This window comes from Flavobacterium gillisiae (genome assembly GCF_900107635.1).
Classification (GTDB): domain Bacteria; phylum Bacteroidota; class Bacteroidia; order Flavobacteriales; family Flavobacteriaceae; genus Flavobacterium; species Flavobacterium gillisiae.
This window is the reverse complement of record NZ_FNRD01000018.1, coordinates 1-18,241: the sequence shown is the minus strand read 5'-3', so window position 1 is coordinate 18,241 and position 18,241 is coordinate 1. Positions and strand designations below refer to the sequence as shown.

Annotated in this window: 11 protein-coding genes and 1 tRNA gene; 4 read left to right on the top strand and 8 right to left on the bottom strand. The window is 36.6% G+C overall.

Going from position 1 to position 18,241, the window contains the following annotated elements; translation table 11 throughout:
- Positions 1 to 512: 512 nt before the first annotated feature.
- Positions 513 to 1,763: a GTPase HflX gene (gene hflX / locus BLV35_RS18525; RefSeq protein WP_091093743.1), complete on the bottom strand. Its 1,251-nt coding sequence runs from the start codon at positions 1,761 to 1,763 to the stop codon at positions 513 to 515.
- A gap of 256 nt (positions 1,764 to 2,019) precedes the next feature.
- Here hflX and BLV35_RS18515 point away from each other — a divergent pair, with 256 nt between their 5' ends.
- Together BLV35_RS18515 and BLV35_RS18510 are read left to right on the top strand one after the other, a co-directional pair.
- Positions 2,020 to 3,666 (top strand): DUF6377 domain-containing protein, encoded by a 1,647-nt coding sequence (locus BLV35_RS18515; protein WP_143031887.1) that lies wholly within the window; start codon positions 2,020 to 2,022, stop codon positions 3,664 to 3,666.
- A 275-nt stretch (positions 3,667 to 3,941) separates the two neighbouring features.
- Complete coding sequence (locus BLV35_RS18510; RefSeq protein ID WP_091093737.1) at positions 3,942 to 6,056, top strand: glycoside hydrolase family 97 protein; 2,115 nt, start codon at positions 3,942 to 3,944, stop codon at positions 6,054 to 6,056.
- 75 nt (positions 6,057 to 6,131) lie between these two features.
- Here BLV35_RS18510 and BLV35_RS18505 read toward each other — a convergent pair whose 3' ends face one another.
- The 7 genes from BLV35_RS18505 to BLV35_RS18475 form a co-directional block, all read right to left on the bottom strand.
- A complete protein-coding gene (locus tag BLV35_RS18505; protein WP_091093734.1) occupies positions 6,132 to 6,593 on the bottom strand; it encodes an FKBP-type peptidyl-prolyl cis-trans isomerase in 462 nt (153 codons plus the stop codon).
- Positions 6,594 to 6,779: 186 nt separating this feature from the next.
- Positions 6,780 to 6,935: a type II toxin-antitoxin system HigB family toxin gene (locus BLV35_RS18500; RefSeq protein ID WP_091093731.1), complete on the bottom strand. Its 156-nt coding sequence runs from the start codon at positions 6,933 to 6,935 to the stop codon at positions 6,780 to 6,782.
- A 35-nt stretch (positions 6,936 to 6,970) separates the two neighbouring features.
- Positions 6,971 to 8,323: a DUF5689 domain-containing protein gene (locus BLV35_RS18495; RefSeq protein WP_091093729.1), complete on the bottom strand. Its 1,353-nt coding sequence runs from the start codon at positions 8,321 to 8,323 to the stop codon at positions 6,971 to 6,973.
- Positions 8,324 to 8,341: 18 nt separating this feature from the next.
- The gene (locus BLV35_RS18490) at positions 8,342 to 11,179 is read right to left on the bottom strand and encodes a TonB-dependent receptor (protein ID WP_091093727.1); all 2,838 of its coding nucleotides are present in this window, start codon (positions 11,177 to 11,179) and stop codon (positions 8,342 to 8,344) included.
- A gap of 509 nt (positions 11,180 to 11,688) precedes the next feature.
- The gene (locus BLV35_RS18485; RefSeq protein WP_091093815.1) at positions 11,689 to 12,903 is read right to left on the bottom strand and encodes an MFS transporter; all 1,215 of its coding nucleotides are present in this window, start codon (positions 12,901 to 12,903) and stop codon (positions 11,689 to 11,691) included.
- 220 nt (positions 12,904 to 13,123) lie between these two features.
- Entirely contained in the window at positions 13,124 to 14,164 is a 1,041-nt protein-coding gene (locus BLV35_RS18480) for a Gfo/Idh/MocA family oxidoreductase (protein ID WP_091093724.1), read from the bottom strand.
- 944 nt (positions 14,165 to 15,108) lie between these two features.
- Positions 15,109 to 16,179, bottom strand: coding sequence for an NADH:flavin oxidoreductase/NADH oxidase (locus tag BLV35_RS18475; protein WP_091093721.1), 1,071 nt, complete (start codon positions 16,177 to 16,179; stop codon positions 15,109 to 15,111).
- A gap of 351 nt (positions 16,180 to 16,530) precedes the next feature.
- On the opposite strand from BLV35_RS18475, the gene rseP reads away from it, so the two are divergent.
- A complete protein-coding gene (gene rseP / locus BLV35_RS18470; protein ID WP_091093719.1) occupies positions 16,531 to 17,874 on the top strand; it encodes an RIP metalloprotease RseP in 1,344 nt (447 codons plus the stop codon).
- Positions 17,875 to 17,977: 103 nt separating this feature from the next.
- Positions 17,978 to 18,051 (top strand) — tRNA-Asn (locus BLV35_RS18465).
- Positions 18,052 to 18,241: the final 190 nt, after the last annotated feature.

Genomic DNA, 18,241 nt, shown 5'->3' with positions numbered 1-18,241 from the left:
TTGTCTTCCAATTTAAGTAAGTACTCGTCGCAGACGAGCACCAGAGCACCAGAGGGATTTCTCAGACATTGTTTTTTATTCAAATATATTACTTTTAAGAAAACCATAATATGAAAAAATAGAAGCAGAATTGCCATTTACTACTATAGATGTAGTGAACCGCGTTGCAAACGCTAAAATTTGTCTTCCAATTTAAGTAGGTACTCGTCGCAGACGAGCACCAGAGGGGGCTTATTATTAAGAAGCAGTCAGAATTTACTATCAAATATAATCTTTTTTACTGCAAATAGTCTAAATACTATACCCACAGTAATTTTAAAACTAATCGTTATTATCGCAGCAGTCTTGCATGAGGGATGGAAGTGGAAATCCTTTTATGTAGCGCAGCGAAATAAAAGATTGCAACGTACAGCGCGACGCAGCTGCAACGGAGTGGAAGCTGGGGCATGCCCAAAAAAAAATCCCTCTTGAAATTCAAAAGGGATTTGGCTTTTTATAATGACAAGATTTAATTATTCGTCCTCATCTTCTTCATCTACTTCTTTCTCTACCGCATCTTTATAATCAGGATACAAAAACTTATTGTATGGAAAACGGGTAATATGAATTTGTCTTACCACTTCATAAAGACGTTCTCTTAATTCTTCAAAATTTTCTTTGTTTGTTGCCGAAATGAACAAGGCATTTTCCTCTCCTACTCGACTCATCCAAGTAGACTTCCACTCTTGAAGTGTATTGTGTCTTGGTGTTTTTTCGGTCATTAAATCATCATCGTCAATCGTCAAATGAGTGTAGGCATCAATTTTATTGAAAACCATAATTACCGGTTTGTCACTTGCTTTGATATCCATTAACGTTTGATTTACCGAGGCAATATGATCTTCAAATTCAGGATGTGAAATATCAACTACATGTAATAACAGGTCAGCTTCACGAACCTCATCCAGCGTACTCTTAAAAGAATCTACTAATTGTGTAGGCAATTTTCGAATGAAACCTACCGTATCAGAAAGCAAGAAAGGCAAGTTTTTAATGACTACTTTTCTAACTGTGGTATCCAAAGTAGCGAAAAGCTTGTTTTCGACAAAAACATCACTTTTTCCGATGGCATTCATCAAAGTTGATTTTCCTACATTGGTATATCCCACTAAAGCCACACGAACCATAGCCCCACGATTGCCGCGCTGTGTACCCATTTGTTTGTCAATCGCTTTGATTTTATCTTTCAATAAGGCAATTCTATCACGTACAATACGTCTGTCTGTTTCAATTTCTGTTTCTCCAGGTCCACGCATTCCAATTCCCCCTTTTTGACGCTCCAAGTGAGTCCACATTCCAGAAAGTCGAGGTAAAAGGTATTGGCATTGTGCCAATTCTACTTGGGTTCTAGCATAGGAAGTCTCTGCTCTTTGCGCAAATATATCCAAGATAAGGTGTGTCCTGTCAAGAATTTTGCATTCCACTATTACTTTAGAAATATTTTTTTGTTGCGAAGGAGTCAATTCATCATCAAATATCAATGTTGAAATTTCATTCTCTTTTACATACTGATGGATCTCTTCTATTTTCCCTGTTCCTACAAATGTTTTAGGATTTGGTCGTTCCATTTTTTGTGAAAAACGCTTGACCACTTGCCCACCTGCCGTAAAGGTTAAAAACTCTAATTCGTCAAGATATTCTCTAAGCTTCTCTTCACTTTGATTTTGAGTTACAATCCCAACAATGGCTGTTTTTTCGAAATTTAATACTTCTTTTTCTAACATATCTTTGTATAAGCTACAAATTTAATGATTTACGCGCTACTTATGGAATATATGTCTTTATAAAAAACGAAAGCCGTAAAAAATGATAGTATTTATCGTTTTCAACTACGAAATCCTGTCACTGTTAGCTACCCGCGGTTTGAAAATTATTGTTTCCCTCTGGTTACAACCAAAAACACCGCTATATATTTAGTATTAGCAAACACAGATTCCTTTGTATTTTTAGTTAATTTTACCCGACCATAATTCCCTTTTAATGAATCGATTGTTGCCATTCTTCTTTGTTCTTCTTTTTCCAGCATTGCTTTTTGCTCAGGAGAATTCAGCGTCTTTGCTAAGGGAATTGGATCAGACAATCGAGAATCATCAATTCTATTCCAACCAAAAAGAGCACACCATTGATTCCCTTAAACAGCTTTTAAAACCTGCTTTGAGCGACCTTCAAAAACAAAAAGTTTACGGTCAACTTTATGAAGAATACCGAGTTTACAAATCGGATTCTGCATTGGTTTTTGCTCGAAAAAGTATGCAAATCGCAATTCGTTTGAACGATCCTAAAAGAAGTGATCAAGCCGCCCTTAATCTCGCTTCCATAATGGGTACTTTAGGAATGTACAAAGAAGCTACCGACATTCTTACAAAAAATCCTGGCAATCGTTCTCCAGAATTAAAAGGCTCTTACTATGTTGTAAACCGTGTGCTTTATGGCTATATGTACGATTATGCAACCTCTATTTATGAAAAAGAAAAATATGCTACATTAACACAAAAATACCGTGATTCCACGCTTCAATATTTCCCCAAGCAGTCTCGCCAACACCTAATTATTCAAGCAGAGTTACTAATCGAAAAAGGACAAGAGGACCAAGCGTTGCAACAACTCCTTAGTATTTTCCCTACTATTTCCCTTTCTGATCCCGACAGGGCGGTTTTTGCCTATATCATTTCTCACGCCTACCATCAAAAAAAAGACCGAGATTCTGAGAAAAAATGGTTGGCCATTTCTGCAATTTCCGACTTAAAGTTGGCCAAAAAAGAAAATATTTCGCTGCGAAATCTTGCCTTTTTACTATACGAAGAAGGCGACATCGACAGAGCTTACAAATACATACAACGCTCGCTAGAAGATGCGCTCTTTTGTAACGCGCGTTTAAGAACCTACGAGATATCTAAAATGATGCCCATTATCAGCGAAGCGTATGAACATCAGAACCAAACAAACCAAAGGCAACTCTGGTTATTTCTAGTAAGTGTGAGTCTATTGACTGTAATTTTGTTAATTGTACTGATTCTACTTTTCAAGCAAATGAAAAAATTGAAGATTGCTCAAAAGGATCTGAACAATGCAAATTCACAATTGTCAGAACTAAATATTGCCTTACAAGCCATTAATTTAAAACTAAAGGAGACGAACAGTACGCTTACGGAAGCCAACCTTGTAAAAGAGATTTACATTGGTAAATACATGGATCAATGTTCGGATTATATTGGGAAATTAGAAGGTTATCGCCGAAAACTGAATGTGATGGCAACCGCAGGTAAAATGAATAACCTCATCAGCGCCATTAAATCAAAACAGTTTATTGAAGCCGAATTAAAAGAGTTTTACACTAATTTTGACAAAACCTTTTTACTGCTATTTCCTGACTTTATCAACGAATTTGAAGGGTTGCTTATAGATACTGAATTGACTCAACTGAAAGACGGAGAGTTTCTGAACACCGAATTAAGAATTGTGGCACTGATTCGTTTGGATATTAAAGACAGTGCTAAAATTGCTATTTTTCTTCGCTACTCTGTATCCACTATTTATAATTATCGTTCCCAAATCAAAAACAAAGCAGCGGGTCCTCGTGAAGAATTCGAGGCTAATGTCATGCGAATAGGAACGGGTATAAAATAACGAAACCTAAATACTAAAAGTAGATTTGATCGTTAAAACAGTCTGATTGTTCCCTTTTTAGATTAAAAATACACTACTTTTTTTCATTACAAAATAATTATAAACATCTATAAATCAGGTATTTAATTGTTTAAAAACATTATGCAATCTACTTTTTAAAAATCACAAAAACATTCAAGGCATAAAGGGCATATATTTACTATATCGAACTTATATAAGACCAACAAAAAAATAGTACGATCCAAAAAATAGTAATCATTAATTTATTCCAAAAAATGAAACATTTAATTTTCACTTCACTTATCTGGCTTGCCTTATTTAGTGGTGCCCATGCACAACAATTAAAATCCCCGAATCAAGCCTTTATAATGGACTTTTCGTTACAATCTGACGGAACTCCTACATATGCTTTAAAATACAAAAACAAAGAAGTCATAAAAACCAGTAAATTAGGTTTAGAGCTTAAAAACGATGAAAAATCATTGCTAAATGACTTCACTGTAGTAGATACAAAAACGGCCACTTTTGACGAAAACTGGAAACCTGTTTGGGGTGAAGTAGCCGAAATTCGCAATCATTATAATGAACTTGCTGTTACGTTAAACCAAAAAGGAACAGACAGACAAATCGTAATTCGTTTTCGTTTATTTGACGAAGGTCTAGGTTTCCGTTATGAGTTTCCATCCCAAAAGAACCTTACTTATTTTATAATTAAAGAAGAAAGAACGCAGTTTGCGATGGCAGCTGATCATACTGCTTTTTGGATTCCGGGTGATTACGATACTCAGGAATACGATTTTACCACTTCTAAATTATCTGAAATTAGAGGTTTAAGTGAAAAAGCAAAAACAGCTAATGTATCTCAAACTTCGTTTTCAACTACGGGAGTACAGACTTCATTAATGATGAAATCGGCGGACGGATTATACATCAACCTTCACGAAGCTGCATTGATTAATTATTCTTGTATGCATTTGAATTTAGATGATAAAAACATGATTTTTGAATCTTGGTTAACTCCAGATGCAATAGGAGACAAAGGATACATGCAAGCTCCAAATACCTCTCCTTGGCGTACTGTAATGGTGAGCGATGATGCCCGAGATATTTTGGCTTCAAAAATGACATTGAACTTAAATGATCCTTGTAAAATCGAGGATACCTCTTGGATTAAACCAGTGAAATACGTTGGTGTTTGGTGGGAAATGATTACAGGAAAAAGTTCTTGGTCGTATACTAATGAATACCCTGCTGTTCAATTAGGAATAACTGATTTTTCGAAAGCAAAACCAAATGGCACACATGGAGCGACAACTACAAATGTCAAAAAATATATTGACTTTGCTGCTGCAAATGGTTTTGGTGGTGTTTTAGTCGAAGGTTGGAATGAAGGATGGGAAGACTGGTTTGGTCATTCTAAAGATTATGTTTTTGACTTTGTAACTCCTTACCCAGACTTTGATGTGAAAGGAATTCAAGCGTATGCAAAATCTAAAGGAGTTAAAATGATTATGCATCATGAGACTTCAGGATCTGTTCGCAACTACGAGCGCCATCTAGACAAAGCCTACCAATTCATGAATGACAATGGATATGATGCTGTAAAAAGTGGTTATGTAGGAAATATTTTGCCGCAAGGAGAAAATCATTACAACCAATGGGTTGTAAACCATTACCAGTATGCATTAGAGAAAGCAGCCGAATATAAAATTATGGTGAATGCGCATGAGGCTGTTCGCCCTACTGGAATATCCAGAACGTATCCTAACTTAATCGGGAACGAATCAGCTAGAGGAACGGAGTACCAATCTTTTGGAGGTTCTAAACCTAACCATGTTACTTTATTGCCTTTTACACGATTAATTGGAGGACCAATGGATTATACGCCAGGGATTTTCGAAATGGATTTGAGCAAATTGAATCCTGACAATCATTCGCATGTAAACAGTACGATTGCAAACCAATTGGCTTTGTATGTTACTATGTACAGTCCGCTTCAAATGGCGGCTGATTTACCGGAGAACTACAACCGCTTTTTGGATGCTTTTCAATTTATCAAAGATGTGGCTATCGATTGGACAGAAAGCAAATACCTTGAAGCAGAGCCAGGACAATACATTACTGTCGCTCGTAAAGCAAAAGGAACTAACAACTGGTTTGTAGGGAATGTAAATGGTGAAACGCCTCGTACTTCAAATATTAAATTTGACTTCTTAGAGAAAGGAAAAAAATACACCGCGACTATCTATGCCGATGCTAAAGATGCGCATTACAAAACAAACCCGCAAGCCTATGTCATTCGTAAAGTAGTTGTGACTAGCAAGTCTAAGCTATCTCAATTGAGTGCACCAGGCGGAGGTTATGCCGTTAGCATTACTGAAATTAAATAACAATTCCTTTATAAAAGTAGAAAAGGCTGTCTAAATTTTTAGACAGCCTTTTTTTATTTCTATAGTGAACTTAAACTAATTCACTTTGATTAATTTAACATCAAAAAGAATAACGGCACCTCCTGGAATTGGGCCGCTACCATTGCTTCCATAACCCAAAGCAGATGGAATTAATAGAATACCGCTACCTCCTTCTTTAAAATAAGGAATCCCTTCTGTCCATCCTCGTATAACTTGATTTAAACCAAACGATATACCTTCATCACTACTTTTATCAAATACATTTCCGTTAGTATAATACCCTTTATAAGCTACAGTTACGTTAGATGATGCAGTAGGTTGAGTTCCAGTTCCAACCTCATTAATTACATAATATAAACCTGTGCTGCTTTTTTGCGCAATTAATTTGTTTGCCGCAATATAGTCGACAATTTCTTTTTCATTTTGAACTGTATAATCAGTATTCGTTTGTTTTTCTGTATCTGATAGACAAGAAACAAATAATAAAGAAACAAGTGATAGTAAAATAGATTTCATAATTTAATTTGATTTATAGAGTTGCAAATATATAAAATTAAGAGACTTTATAACTCGCTCTAATGATATTACATATGCTACTTATCACTTATTAGAAATAAAATTAAAAATATTAACGGAGCAATTATAAAGTACGAAGTGCTTTATTATAATCTTGTTCTGTTTTTATAGGTTTAATTTCCATTTCTAAATTTCGTTGGCGTTAATTTTATCATATTCTGAATGGGTTCCAATAAAACGAATCCAAACCATTTGATACTCATAATTTATTTTTTTTACAATCACTCGATAACTGCTTCCTCTTTTTACATTAAAACTTGCAAATTTCCGACAAAAAACTATCGCATAACAAAAGGATTCTTATTTTTCAAAACCTCTTACTTCCCAAAAACCTGCACATCATCCACCTGAAAAGCACCGTCTAAAGCCAAATTTTTTCCAGAACCAGTATACTTAAAAGCGATATTGATTTTCCCAGTGTAAGAAGACAAGTCCACTCCGCCAGAACCAACAAACTGATACCAAGGCGTGGCCTGTTTTGGCAAAATTACTTTGAGCGGTGTCCAAGTTGCCTTCGTGACATTCAAGCCATCAAAATTAGACGAGATATATACTTCCAACGAATTCAGCGGAGAATCCACATCCAGATGATGTTGCGCAGTTCTAAAAGTGAGTATTTCATTAGTATGTGTATCCATATCAATTTTGGGCGAAATCAACCAGGCGATATTAGACAGCACTTTGGCTCCCGTGGTATTAAACTCGGCATATCCATTACCAGAATACACGGTTCCTTTCCAGAATATCGTGCCACTCTGAACAATATTGGCCCAGCCAGGAAGACTCAAATTGGTTTTATCCACTACCGTCTGAAAATCTTGAGAGAAAAAAGGAACTGTTCTTGGCGCAGTCATAACCACATCTTTTTCGGAACGAGCCAGTAACTGATAATCCGAACCAAATTTAGTCAAAACCCCTCTTACCTTTCCATTTCCGCCGGGAACCATACTTTGGGCAAAATCAGCATAACTACTGGTTCTGAAAAGCACCTGATTCCCAAATTTATCTATCAGACTCCAATTAGTCGCACCACCCACATTATTTGTCGCTTCAAAATAGTGTCGGCCAATCGCTGCCTCGGTAAACTGCACATCAGACAATTCTACCAACGTATTTATATTGGCATCGGAAACTAAATCCGGAATCGTAAGGCGGCGAACTAAAACATCTTCTCCCAAGGTTGTACAAGAAGCGTGTAAAACATTTTTATAATCGTTTTGCGAAAGTCGTCCCACCGCACCTTCATTATAGGAGTTAACATAAATACCGCCGATACGCAGGCTTCCATAATTGATATCAGTGTATTGGTTTTTTAACTTCACATATACTTTATTTCCCACTCTAAAATCAACATAGGTATTCGTCGCATCAACAGGAACGCTAAATCCTACCGCAGGAGCTGTCGCACTTCCAATAGTCTGCAAAGAAATAGCTTTGAAAAAATTACCGTTTTCATCACTAGAAACCACGTAGGCTTCAATGATGTCGTCATATGTGTATTGTGTAACGATGGCACCGGCATTAGTGTGAACTTCCGCTACCGTTTTATTTTTTGTAAAATCTGGCTGGGTACAACGCAGTTTTGGTACCTCAACGACATCGTTTGTACAACTCGAAAAAACGGTGACAAATACCATCAACATAAGGAAACTATAAAAAGTAGATTTCATAAGATGTGTTTTTTTAATTTAAAAACTGAAGTAGAGATTAACGAAATACGTTCTTCCGTAGCCGTAAAAATATTTATTACCAAAAGAAGGTGTTCCACTTGAAACATCCTGATTGAGTTGTCTGAAATTAGCATTTCTTGCTTGCTCGTAGCCACCCGTTTTATAGTTACTGTCGAGCACATTATTCACGCTAACAAAAAGCCCTAGAAATTTCCCTTTGATGCGCCACGACTTCCCTCCTATAAGATTAAGCAGCACGACTGGATCGAATTTTTCTTGACTCAATAATTCCCTAGCGCGTTCTTCTGTAGCTTCTGGAAAAGCAAATCCGCTGGCAGGATTAGTATAAAAACCATCCGTTCTCGCTATTGGCGAAACATCAATATAGTTATCGGTCAAATAATTAATATTGGTTCCTATCCACCAGTACTTGGGATCACGGTATTCAATCCCTAGACCATACGCCTGTTGTGACATACCTGCTTGTTTATAATTTTTTAAAAGTGCCGTTCCAAAATCGAATGAAGGTTTTGTATTTTCTACCGTAGCCAATGCATCGTTATTAATACTCACATTAGGATTACTATCATAAGTAAACTGACCGTATCCCGCGGAAAAATTGCCTTTTATTGTACTCGTTAGTTGGTACTCAAAACTAAATTCTCCACCAATATTCTTTCGATCTAGCTGGGTTAATGTTTGGCTCACAAAAGCGTTCGTATTCGTGTATCCGGCGCCATTGTCAAAAATACCTTCTGCATAAAAAAAGGAAGTTTTAGTGGCGTTTTTTATGGTCGAATAATAAGCAGTTAATCGTGCTTTTAGTTTTGGCGAACGGAAAACATAGGTTGCGTCAAGGCTATTTATCGTTTCACTTTGTAGTCCGTCCACGACGGAATTATTCAGTCGGGAATTGGGAAACGTATTTCGGATCGTAGGTGCTTTAGACAAATGGGCTCCGTTGAAATTTAATGATTGTTTTCCCGAAATTTTAAATAGCATTCCGCCTTTAAACCCAAAGTTCTCAAATGGTACTTTCTCGCTTTTGCCAAAGGAAATCGTTTCATAAATTCCGTTTTTGTACAAGCCATCTCTCTGGTAATTGGTAGCCGAAAAAGACTGCGCCAAATAGAAGTCCACTTTATCATAAGAAAATTTAAACTGGGTAAAAGCATCAAAAACGTTAGCTGCATACTTATAATTGTAGCCATAAGCATCTCCCTTAACGACCTGCCTATTTGGGTTATTCAAATCAGACTGTGCTTGATTTCCTTTATAAAAACCATCAATATCTTCAAAATAAGCACCACCCAACAAATCCAAAACGTGTTGGTAATTGTGTGATTCTAATTTCCGGAATGAACCACCCGCATTAAAAATCAAGTTTTCATTGAGTTGCGTATTGAAATTCGAAGAAGCCACTACAGTTTTATCGTCTGTACGGTCTTCATATAAAACATAATGACTTTTGGCTGCTTCGTAGCCTGTGGTATTCCCATTAGAATCTATAATTGTTTTTTGGTTGGCCTGATACAGCGCATCCCAATCAATTTGAGAATTTGCTAGAAACTGGACGCGGCTCTTTTCAGCGTTTTCATAATCTGGTGTAAAAGCCCCTGAATATTCTCCCTCGTCTTTGCCATATAGCGAACTGTAATAACTAGGCAGTTTTCTAAAATAAGTTGGATCTGGACTATTAGCATTTTGGTAATCGAGATTGCTGTTGCCAATTTTACCAAACTGCACCATCACACTTGAATTAAGATTACTATGATCGTTTATCTTAAAATAATGATTGAGCATAAAGATGGGCTCTTCGATGGTTTTTACTCTGGAATTTCTCTTCTTTCCGTCTTGATATCCCCAATAGGAATTGTAGGTTCCACCGGTTAGTTCTCTTACCTCAGCGGTATTTGGAGAATTCTTCCCTCGACTATTTGGGGTATAAAAACCGGTAAAATTCAGGGAGTGACTGTCGCTTAATTTCTTCTCGACACTCAGGAAAAGAGAATTCCCATCATAGGTGGTTCCTTCAAAATAGCCTTCTTCTGCATATCGTTTTCCCGCCGAAATGACAAAGGCCCAACCGCTGTCACTCATCCCTGAAGCAAAGGTTCCCATCATGCGCCAACTGTAATTCGTGTTAGTTCCTGACACTGTGACTCTAGTCCCTGTTCTATAAATGGAAGCACGAGTATTGATTTCCTGAGTTCCTAAAATTCCGCCGAAAGTATAATCAGATGGCGCGGTACCAACCGTAAATTCCTGATTTCTGGTGGCATCGTTTAGTCCGCCCCAATTGCCCCATTGTGGCCTGCCGTCATAGGATTTATTCATGGACACGCCATTGATCATGGTGGTTGCATTTTCGCTATCTAATCCTCGAATTCGGAAACGCGCCTGACCCCAATTGAAAGCGGCAGCTTGCTGAAAAGCATCTCTAGAAGACTGCAGCAATCCCGAAGTACTTTCTGAACCACTATTGTCATCAGTTAAATCATTTTCGAAAAGCCTTATCAAGCTCCTTTGCTGGTCTGAAATTTCATCTTCCTCTAGCATTATCGTGCCTAAATCGAGTAGTTGGCCTTCTTGAAGCGTCACCGGAAACAAAGCGTCTTTGTAGCCCTGACTGTGGAAAAGCACCAATTGATCGCCTAGAATTAAGTCATCGAAAATAAATTTTCCGTCGGCCTCAGTAAGCTGCATCGCATTAGTGTTTTGGATAGAAACAACTACAAAGGCTAAAGGCTGTTGTGTTTTGGCATCCAAAACAGTTCCTGAAATTCCCGTTTTATTTTGTGCGAAAGCAAACCCCATTTGTAATAGAACGAAAAATATCAGCCCAGCTTTTTTCATAGATTCCTTTTTTTATATAACCGCAATTGGTCCGCAAAGTGATTTGTAAACTTTTAATATAAAATAGGATTGACTTTATTTCCGGGCATAAAAAAATATCCAAAAAAGGATAAGGCAGCGGTAATAAAAGAAAAGTGTTTTTGGGAAATTTGGTTTAAAACCAAAATGGACTAATTTGAAAACAGGACAAAAAGTGGTATTGAGAAACCTATAGAACAATTCTATTTATTAGTTTCACATTATAAATGTAATTAAAATTTAACACCGTTGTTAATTTTTAATTAAATAATACTATTTAATGTTAATTTGACTATTTACTTGACATTAAAATCAAAGTAACGCTGTGTTTTAGTAAAGAAAAATATTTTCATAGTTAAGACCACTGAACGCAATAAATAGCCCTGATCGTAGCGGCATCCTTTCCTCTCGTTCTTAAAACGAGAGTAAAGATATAGCGAAGAGCAGGTGTTACGTTCTTGAAAAATATAAAAAGTAGTGCTCCTGAAAATTTACTGAATGGCTTTGATTCGGCTCACCATTAAAGCGATTAAAACGCCGAAAACACCAATGAAGGCGAAAGAAAACCGTAAACCCATCATTTCTGCAATGTAGCCAATAACGGGAGGCCCCATTAAAAACCCAAGAAAACTGACACTCGAAACGATCGTTAAAGCCTCTCCAGGCGGAACCGTTGGGTTTTTTCCTGCAAGGCTATATAAAGTAGGTACGATAGTGGAAACTCCAAGTCCAACTAGCATAAAACCAAGTGTAGATGGAATTAAGTACGGAAAAGCTACTGCTGTAAAAAGCCCTGTAGATATCAAAAGACCACTGGTTTGTATTACTTTTTTTCTTCCAAAACGGAGAATCAAGCCGTCACCTAAAAAGCGTCCGCTCGCCATCATGATCATAAAAGAAGTGTATCCTAAAATAATTAAAGGACCGGGTGCTTTGACTACATCTTTAAAATAGATTCCGCTCCAGTCAAACATAATTCCTTCACTCGCCATACACCCAAAACCTATGACACCCAGCCAAATCAAGGCACTGTCTGGTTTTGTAAATAATTTTTTCTTCTCTACGGTTACAGGAGTTCTTTTGGCTTTTATCAGAAATTTATAATTAAATGCAATCAATGTAATCACAATAAAACCAACGATTAAAAAATGATGATACGGAGCAAGGTCTAATGAAAGCATAGCTAAACCAATCAGTGCTCCTGTAAATCCTGCAAAACTCCATACTCCATGGAAAGAAGCCATGATCGTTTTCTTGTATAATTTCTCTGTGTAAACACCTTGTGTATTGATAGCGATATTATTCATATTCCCGAATAAGCCAAATAGGAATAAACCCAATGCCAATTGCCATGAAGTGGTGGCCAATCCCATATTAGTAAGGCTAAAAGCATACATTATTAACGAAAATATTCCGATACGGTGACTCCCAAATCGAGTAACTAATTTTCCCGAAAAAGGCATCATCATTAACTGTCCTACCGGAAGTGCGAATAAGATCGTCCCTAAATCAGCGTCACTTAAATGCAATGCCATTTTAATATCTGGAATTCTACTAGCCCAGGTTGCAAAACACAACCCCATCCCAAAGTAAAATGCCGAAACAGCCCAACGAATCCTTCTTAGATAAGAAAGTTTTGCGTTTGTGTAGGATTTCTTGAGTTTCCCTTCGGTTTTAAAACGGTCTATAAAATTTAAATCTATCAAAACAAGCTCTTTTATTATTTGAAAGGCACAAAAATACACAAAAGCGAGGCGAGGATTGTATCAAAACAACACCGGTCCGTAATTACAACGTTATTGTTTATAAAAAGAGCTATGTGCTTTGGGAAAACTTAAAAATTTTACTTTTAAACCATTAGGGAGTCAAGGCTAACTGAGGAATGAACTCTTAACTTTTCTCAATTCCTTAATGGTTAGCTAATATCTATAAATCAATTGCTTTTTTCTGAGCACTACTTTGAATTGCGGCCTCAATAATTTGCATGACCCTCAATCCATCCTCTCCGGTAACAGGTTCTTCTTTGTCATTTACAATAGAATTGTAGACCCCGTCAAAAAACTCATAATAACTCCCTTGTAGTGTTGGAATTTTGCCCTGCACTATTTTGCCGTCAATTTCGGTATGCAATAGCCCTTCTTTTTCTATTGATTCTGTTCCCCAAGTATCTAGATCAGGTTTTTTACCTAATTTCAAATCGTCTTCCTGCACATCACCACGAGGTTTCAGGAAAGATCCCTTTTTTCCGTGAATGGTATAAGCCGGATTCGCTTTCCGAACAAAAAAGCTAGCTTTTAAGCGCACTCTGAATTCAGGATAATACAGTAAAATATCAATCCAGTCGTCAACTAGAGAATTTTCACGTGTCGTACGGATATCCGCATAAACCGCTTGCGGAAAACCAAACAAATACAAAGCCTGATCTATTAAGTGCGGCCCGAGGTCTTTCAAAATTCCAGCCCCATCATTGGCCGTTTCTTTGTGTTGCTTCGGACTTAAAAGTGGATTGTAACGATCAAAATGGAATTCGGCTTCAACGATCTCTCCCAATACACCATCTAAAAGAACTTGTCGCACGGTTTTAAGATCACTGTCCCATCTCCTGTTTTGAAAAACGGCCAGCTTCACTCCTTTTTCAGTTGCTAAAGCGACCAATTCCTTTGCTTCGGCTACCGTGGTGGTAAAGGCTTTTTCGACTACGGCATGTTTGCCCGCCAGTAGTACTTTCTTGGCATATTCAAAATGGGTTCCCACTGGGGTATTGACAATAATCAATTCGGCATCAGATTCCAAAACTTCTTCCAAAGTGGCATAACTTATTACATTGGGATAATCCTGTTGAATCAATTTTTTACTTCGCTCCCAAGATCCGAGCAGTTCAAAACCAGAGTGAAACTCAAGAAATGGTGCGTGAAATACTTTTCCGGACATGCCGTAGGATAGTAAGGCGGTTTTTATTTTTTGCATATTTATTATTTTATTGAAACATGGATTTTTTAAACATAGGAGTCATATACGTTTTTTGATACTTTATAAAACCAAGATTCTATTACTTCGTCTCGCCTACCATTATTCTCAGATGACATAACTATGTAATGCTTAAAAAAAGCGAAACGCCTTCTAACGATTCTAAATTCTATGCCTCTATGTGTTTTAAAAAAACACTAATCTTAATTTTTCTAAATTCCTTAATGGTTAAAAAAGAAACTATGTAACAAAACCTTTTAATGATTTTAATTCTGTTACGTTTATTTAAACACATAGAAACATAGGTTTCTTTTATTGGGCTGAGAAAGCTACGCTTTGACATAGAACACACAAATTTAAAAACCGTTTTCTTAAAAATATAAGTCATATACGTTTTTTGATACTTTATAAAACCAAGAGTCTATTACTTCGTCTCGCCTACCATTATTCTCAGACAACATAACTATGTAATCCTTAAAAAAAGTGAAACGCCTTCTAACGCTTCTAGATTCTATGCCTCTATGTGTTTTAAAAAAACACTAATCTTAATTTTTCTAAATTCCTTAATGGTTAAAAAAGAAACTATGTAACAAAACCTTTTAATGATTTTAATTCTGTTACGTTTATTTAAACACATAGAAACATAGGTTTCTTTTATTGGGCTGAGAAAGCTACGCTTTGACATAGAACACACAAATTCAAAAACCGTTTTCTTAAAAATATAAGTCATATACGTTTTTTGATACTTTATAAAACCAAGAGTCTATTACTTCGTCTCGCCTACCATTATTCTCAGATGACATATCTATGTAATGCTTAAAAAAAGTGAAACGCCTTCTAACACTTCTAAATTATATGACTCTATGTGTTTTAAAAAAAAGCCAACCTTAATTTTTCTAAATTCCTTAATGGTGAAAAAATAAACTATATCTTAAAAACTCCGCTTATTTTCTTTTAGCTCTTTCGTATTGTTTTGGCCAAGCAATATCCTCATTTAAATCTCTAGCAAAAGTCAATGCTAGATTAGGATCTCTTAAAGATTCTCTCGCAAACAAAACCAAATCTGCTTTTCCAGAGCTAATAATTTCTTCTGCTTGATGCGCTTCGGTAATTAGACCTACAGCTCCCGTTAGGATTCCGCTTTCTTTTTTAATTTGTTCCGCAAAAGGTACTTGGTAATTAGGCGCTACGGGAATCTGTTGATAAGGTACCAATGCACCTGATGAAACATCAATTAAATCAACTCCTTTTTCTTTTAAAATTGTAGAAAGCTGCACAGACTCTTCTGCATTCCAACCTCCATCTGCCCAGTCAGTCGCCGAAATACGTACAAACAAAGGCAAGTCTTTTGGCCATTCCGATTGTACTGCTTCTAGCACTTCAAGCGTTAGACGGATTCTGTTTTCAAAACTTCCTCCGTAAGCATCCGTTCTAAGATTGGATAAAGGAGAAAGAAATTGATGCAATAAATAACCATGAGCAGCATGAATTTCCATCACTTGGTATCCGGCTTTTACCGATCTTATGGTGGCCGCTTTAAAATCAGCAATCACTTTTTCAATTCCGGATTTGTCTAAAGCTACTGGCATCGTATCCGTATCTTGAAACGGAATTGCACTTGGCGCCACGGTTTCCCATCCGCCTTCTGTGGCATCCAGTTTTTTATGACCATTCCAAGGAGCAGAACTGCTTGCTTTTCTTCCGGCATGCGCCAATTGAATTCCGGGAACTGAATGCTGACTAATAATAAATTGATTGATTTGCACTAACTTCTCTATCTGCTCGTCTTTCCATAGACCTAAATCTTCGGGAGAGATACGACCTTCTGGAGAAACACTGGTGGCTTCCTGAATTATTAAACCCGCACCTCCTGTGGCACGACTACCCAAATGCACCAAATGCCAATCATTGGCAAAACCATCGACAGCAGAATATTGACACATAGGTGAAATAGCGATTCTATTTTTAAGCGAAATACTTTTTAATTGTAACGAAGTAAATAATTTTGAAGACATATATACGTGAGGTCTTTAAAGGTTAATATAATAAATGGAGAAGTTGATCAAGCAACACAAGTCGTACCTGCTTTGGTATATTTTGCAAAAGCATTACAAAAAAAAGATACAGGCTGAAAGTCAATACCTAAAAGCGGCATTTTCTAAAAGACGGGTATCTAAAAATGTTTTTCTTGACTTGTGGGTACCTACCACACTTTTCTAAAAAGTAAAGTTAGTGGACATCGCCGAAACATAAAACTCAAATTCCATTAATTAACAAACTTTTAAACCCATGTGGAACAATTATTGCAAATTATACAAATAGAAAACCTTACTTTTGTGAGTCATAAAAAGAATTAAAATTTAAAAATGGATCTATTTATCAAGCTTTCTCAATTTTTATTGAGCTTATCATTACTTATTATACTTCACGAATTAGGACATTTTATTCCTGCTAAATTATTTAAAACCAGAGTCGAAAAATTCTATTTGTTTTTTGACGTTAAATATTCCCTTATAAAAAAGAAAATTGGAGAGACTGAATACGGAATCGGATGGTTGCCGCTAGGTGGTTACGTGAAGATTTCAGGGATGATTGACGAAAGCATGGACAAGGAGCAAATGGCATTGCCACCGCAACCTTGGGAATTTCGCTCTAAACCAGCTTACCAACGATTGATTATCATGTTAGGTGGAGTTACGGTAAACTTCATTTTGGCTTTTATTATCTATATCGGAATGGCCTTTGCCTATGGCGATACTTATATTGCCAATTCAGATTTCAAAGACGGTATGTTGATTGAAAATCAAGCGATGATTAATGCCGGTTTTAAAACAGGAGACAAAATAATTTCGGTTGATGGTACAAAAATCGCAAAGTTCGATAATGACATCAACATGAAAATTATATTGGGAAAAGAAGTTCTTATCGAAAGAAACGGAACACAGCAAACCATAAAAATGCCTGTTGATTTTGTAGATCAATTGTCTAAATTTGAAAAGGGAACCTTACTAGATATTAGAACTCCTTTTGTTATTGGTGCGGTGTCTGACGAATCTACCAATACCCAATTGCAACCTAAAGACATTGTAGTAGCCCTTAATGGCCAACCTACAAAATATTTTGACGAGGCAGTAACCATCCTAGAAAACAATAAAGGAAAGACTATTCCGGCAACAGTTTTACGCGATCAAAAAGAGGAGCAAATTCAGGTTACAATCAATACTGACGGAAAATTAGGCGTTCAACGTGGCGGATTAAGTTTTGCTTCCATGGAGAAATTAGGCTACTACAAAGTAAGCAAACAAGAATTTGGCTTTATGGAATCGATTCCAGTTGGAATCACCAAAGGAAAAGACCAGTTAGTAGGATACGGAAAACAATTGAAAATGATTTTCAGCCCAAGTACGGGAGCCTACAAACAAGTAGGTGGTTTTAAAGCCATATTTGATATTTTTCCTAGTACATGGAGCTGGGAAACGTTCTGGACTATCACCGCTTTGCTGTCAATCATGCTTGGTGTTATGAACTTATTGCCTATTCCGGCACTTGATGGAGGTCATGTGATGTTTTTATTATATGAAATTGTTAGTGGTAAAAAACCAAGCGACAAGTTCCTTGAAAACGCACAAATGGTTGGTTTCGTATTACTTATAACGCTGTTATTATTTGCCAATGGAAACGATATTTACAAAGCAATTATAGGGAAGTAAAAAAAATTAAAAAAAGTTTAATTTTTATTTGCACAAATCAAATGATAACCTATCTTTGCACCGCTTTACAACTGTAACACACGTTACAATTTATCGCTCAGTTTCCTTCTTAGCTCAGTTGGTTAGAGCATCTGACTGTTAATCAGAGGGTCCTTGGTTCGAGCCCAAGAGAGGGAGCGAAAAGCAGAAAGCCTTTACAGCAATGTAAAGGCTTTTTTTTTGTTCTAAACTGAACCGAAGTATTCTTTTCAGGGATCATAACGAAAACCTGTGGAGTAGCAAAAGTTAGGCGTAAATATTAGTTAGCCTAAAAAGGAAAAAGTCTATGTTCCTCACACCTCTAAATTGAGATCTAAATGCTTTTATT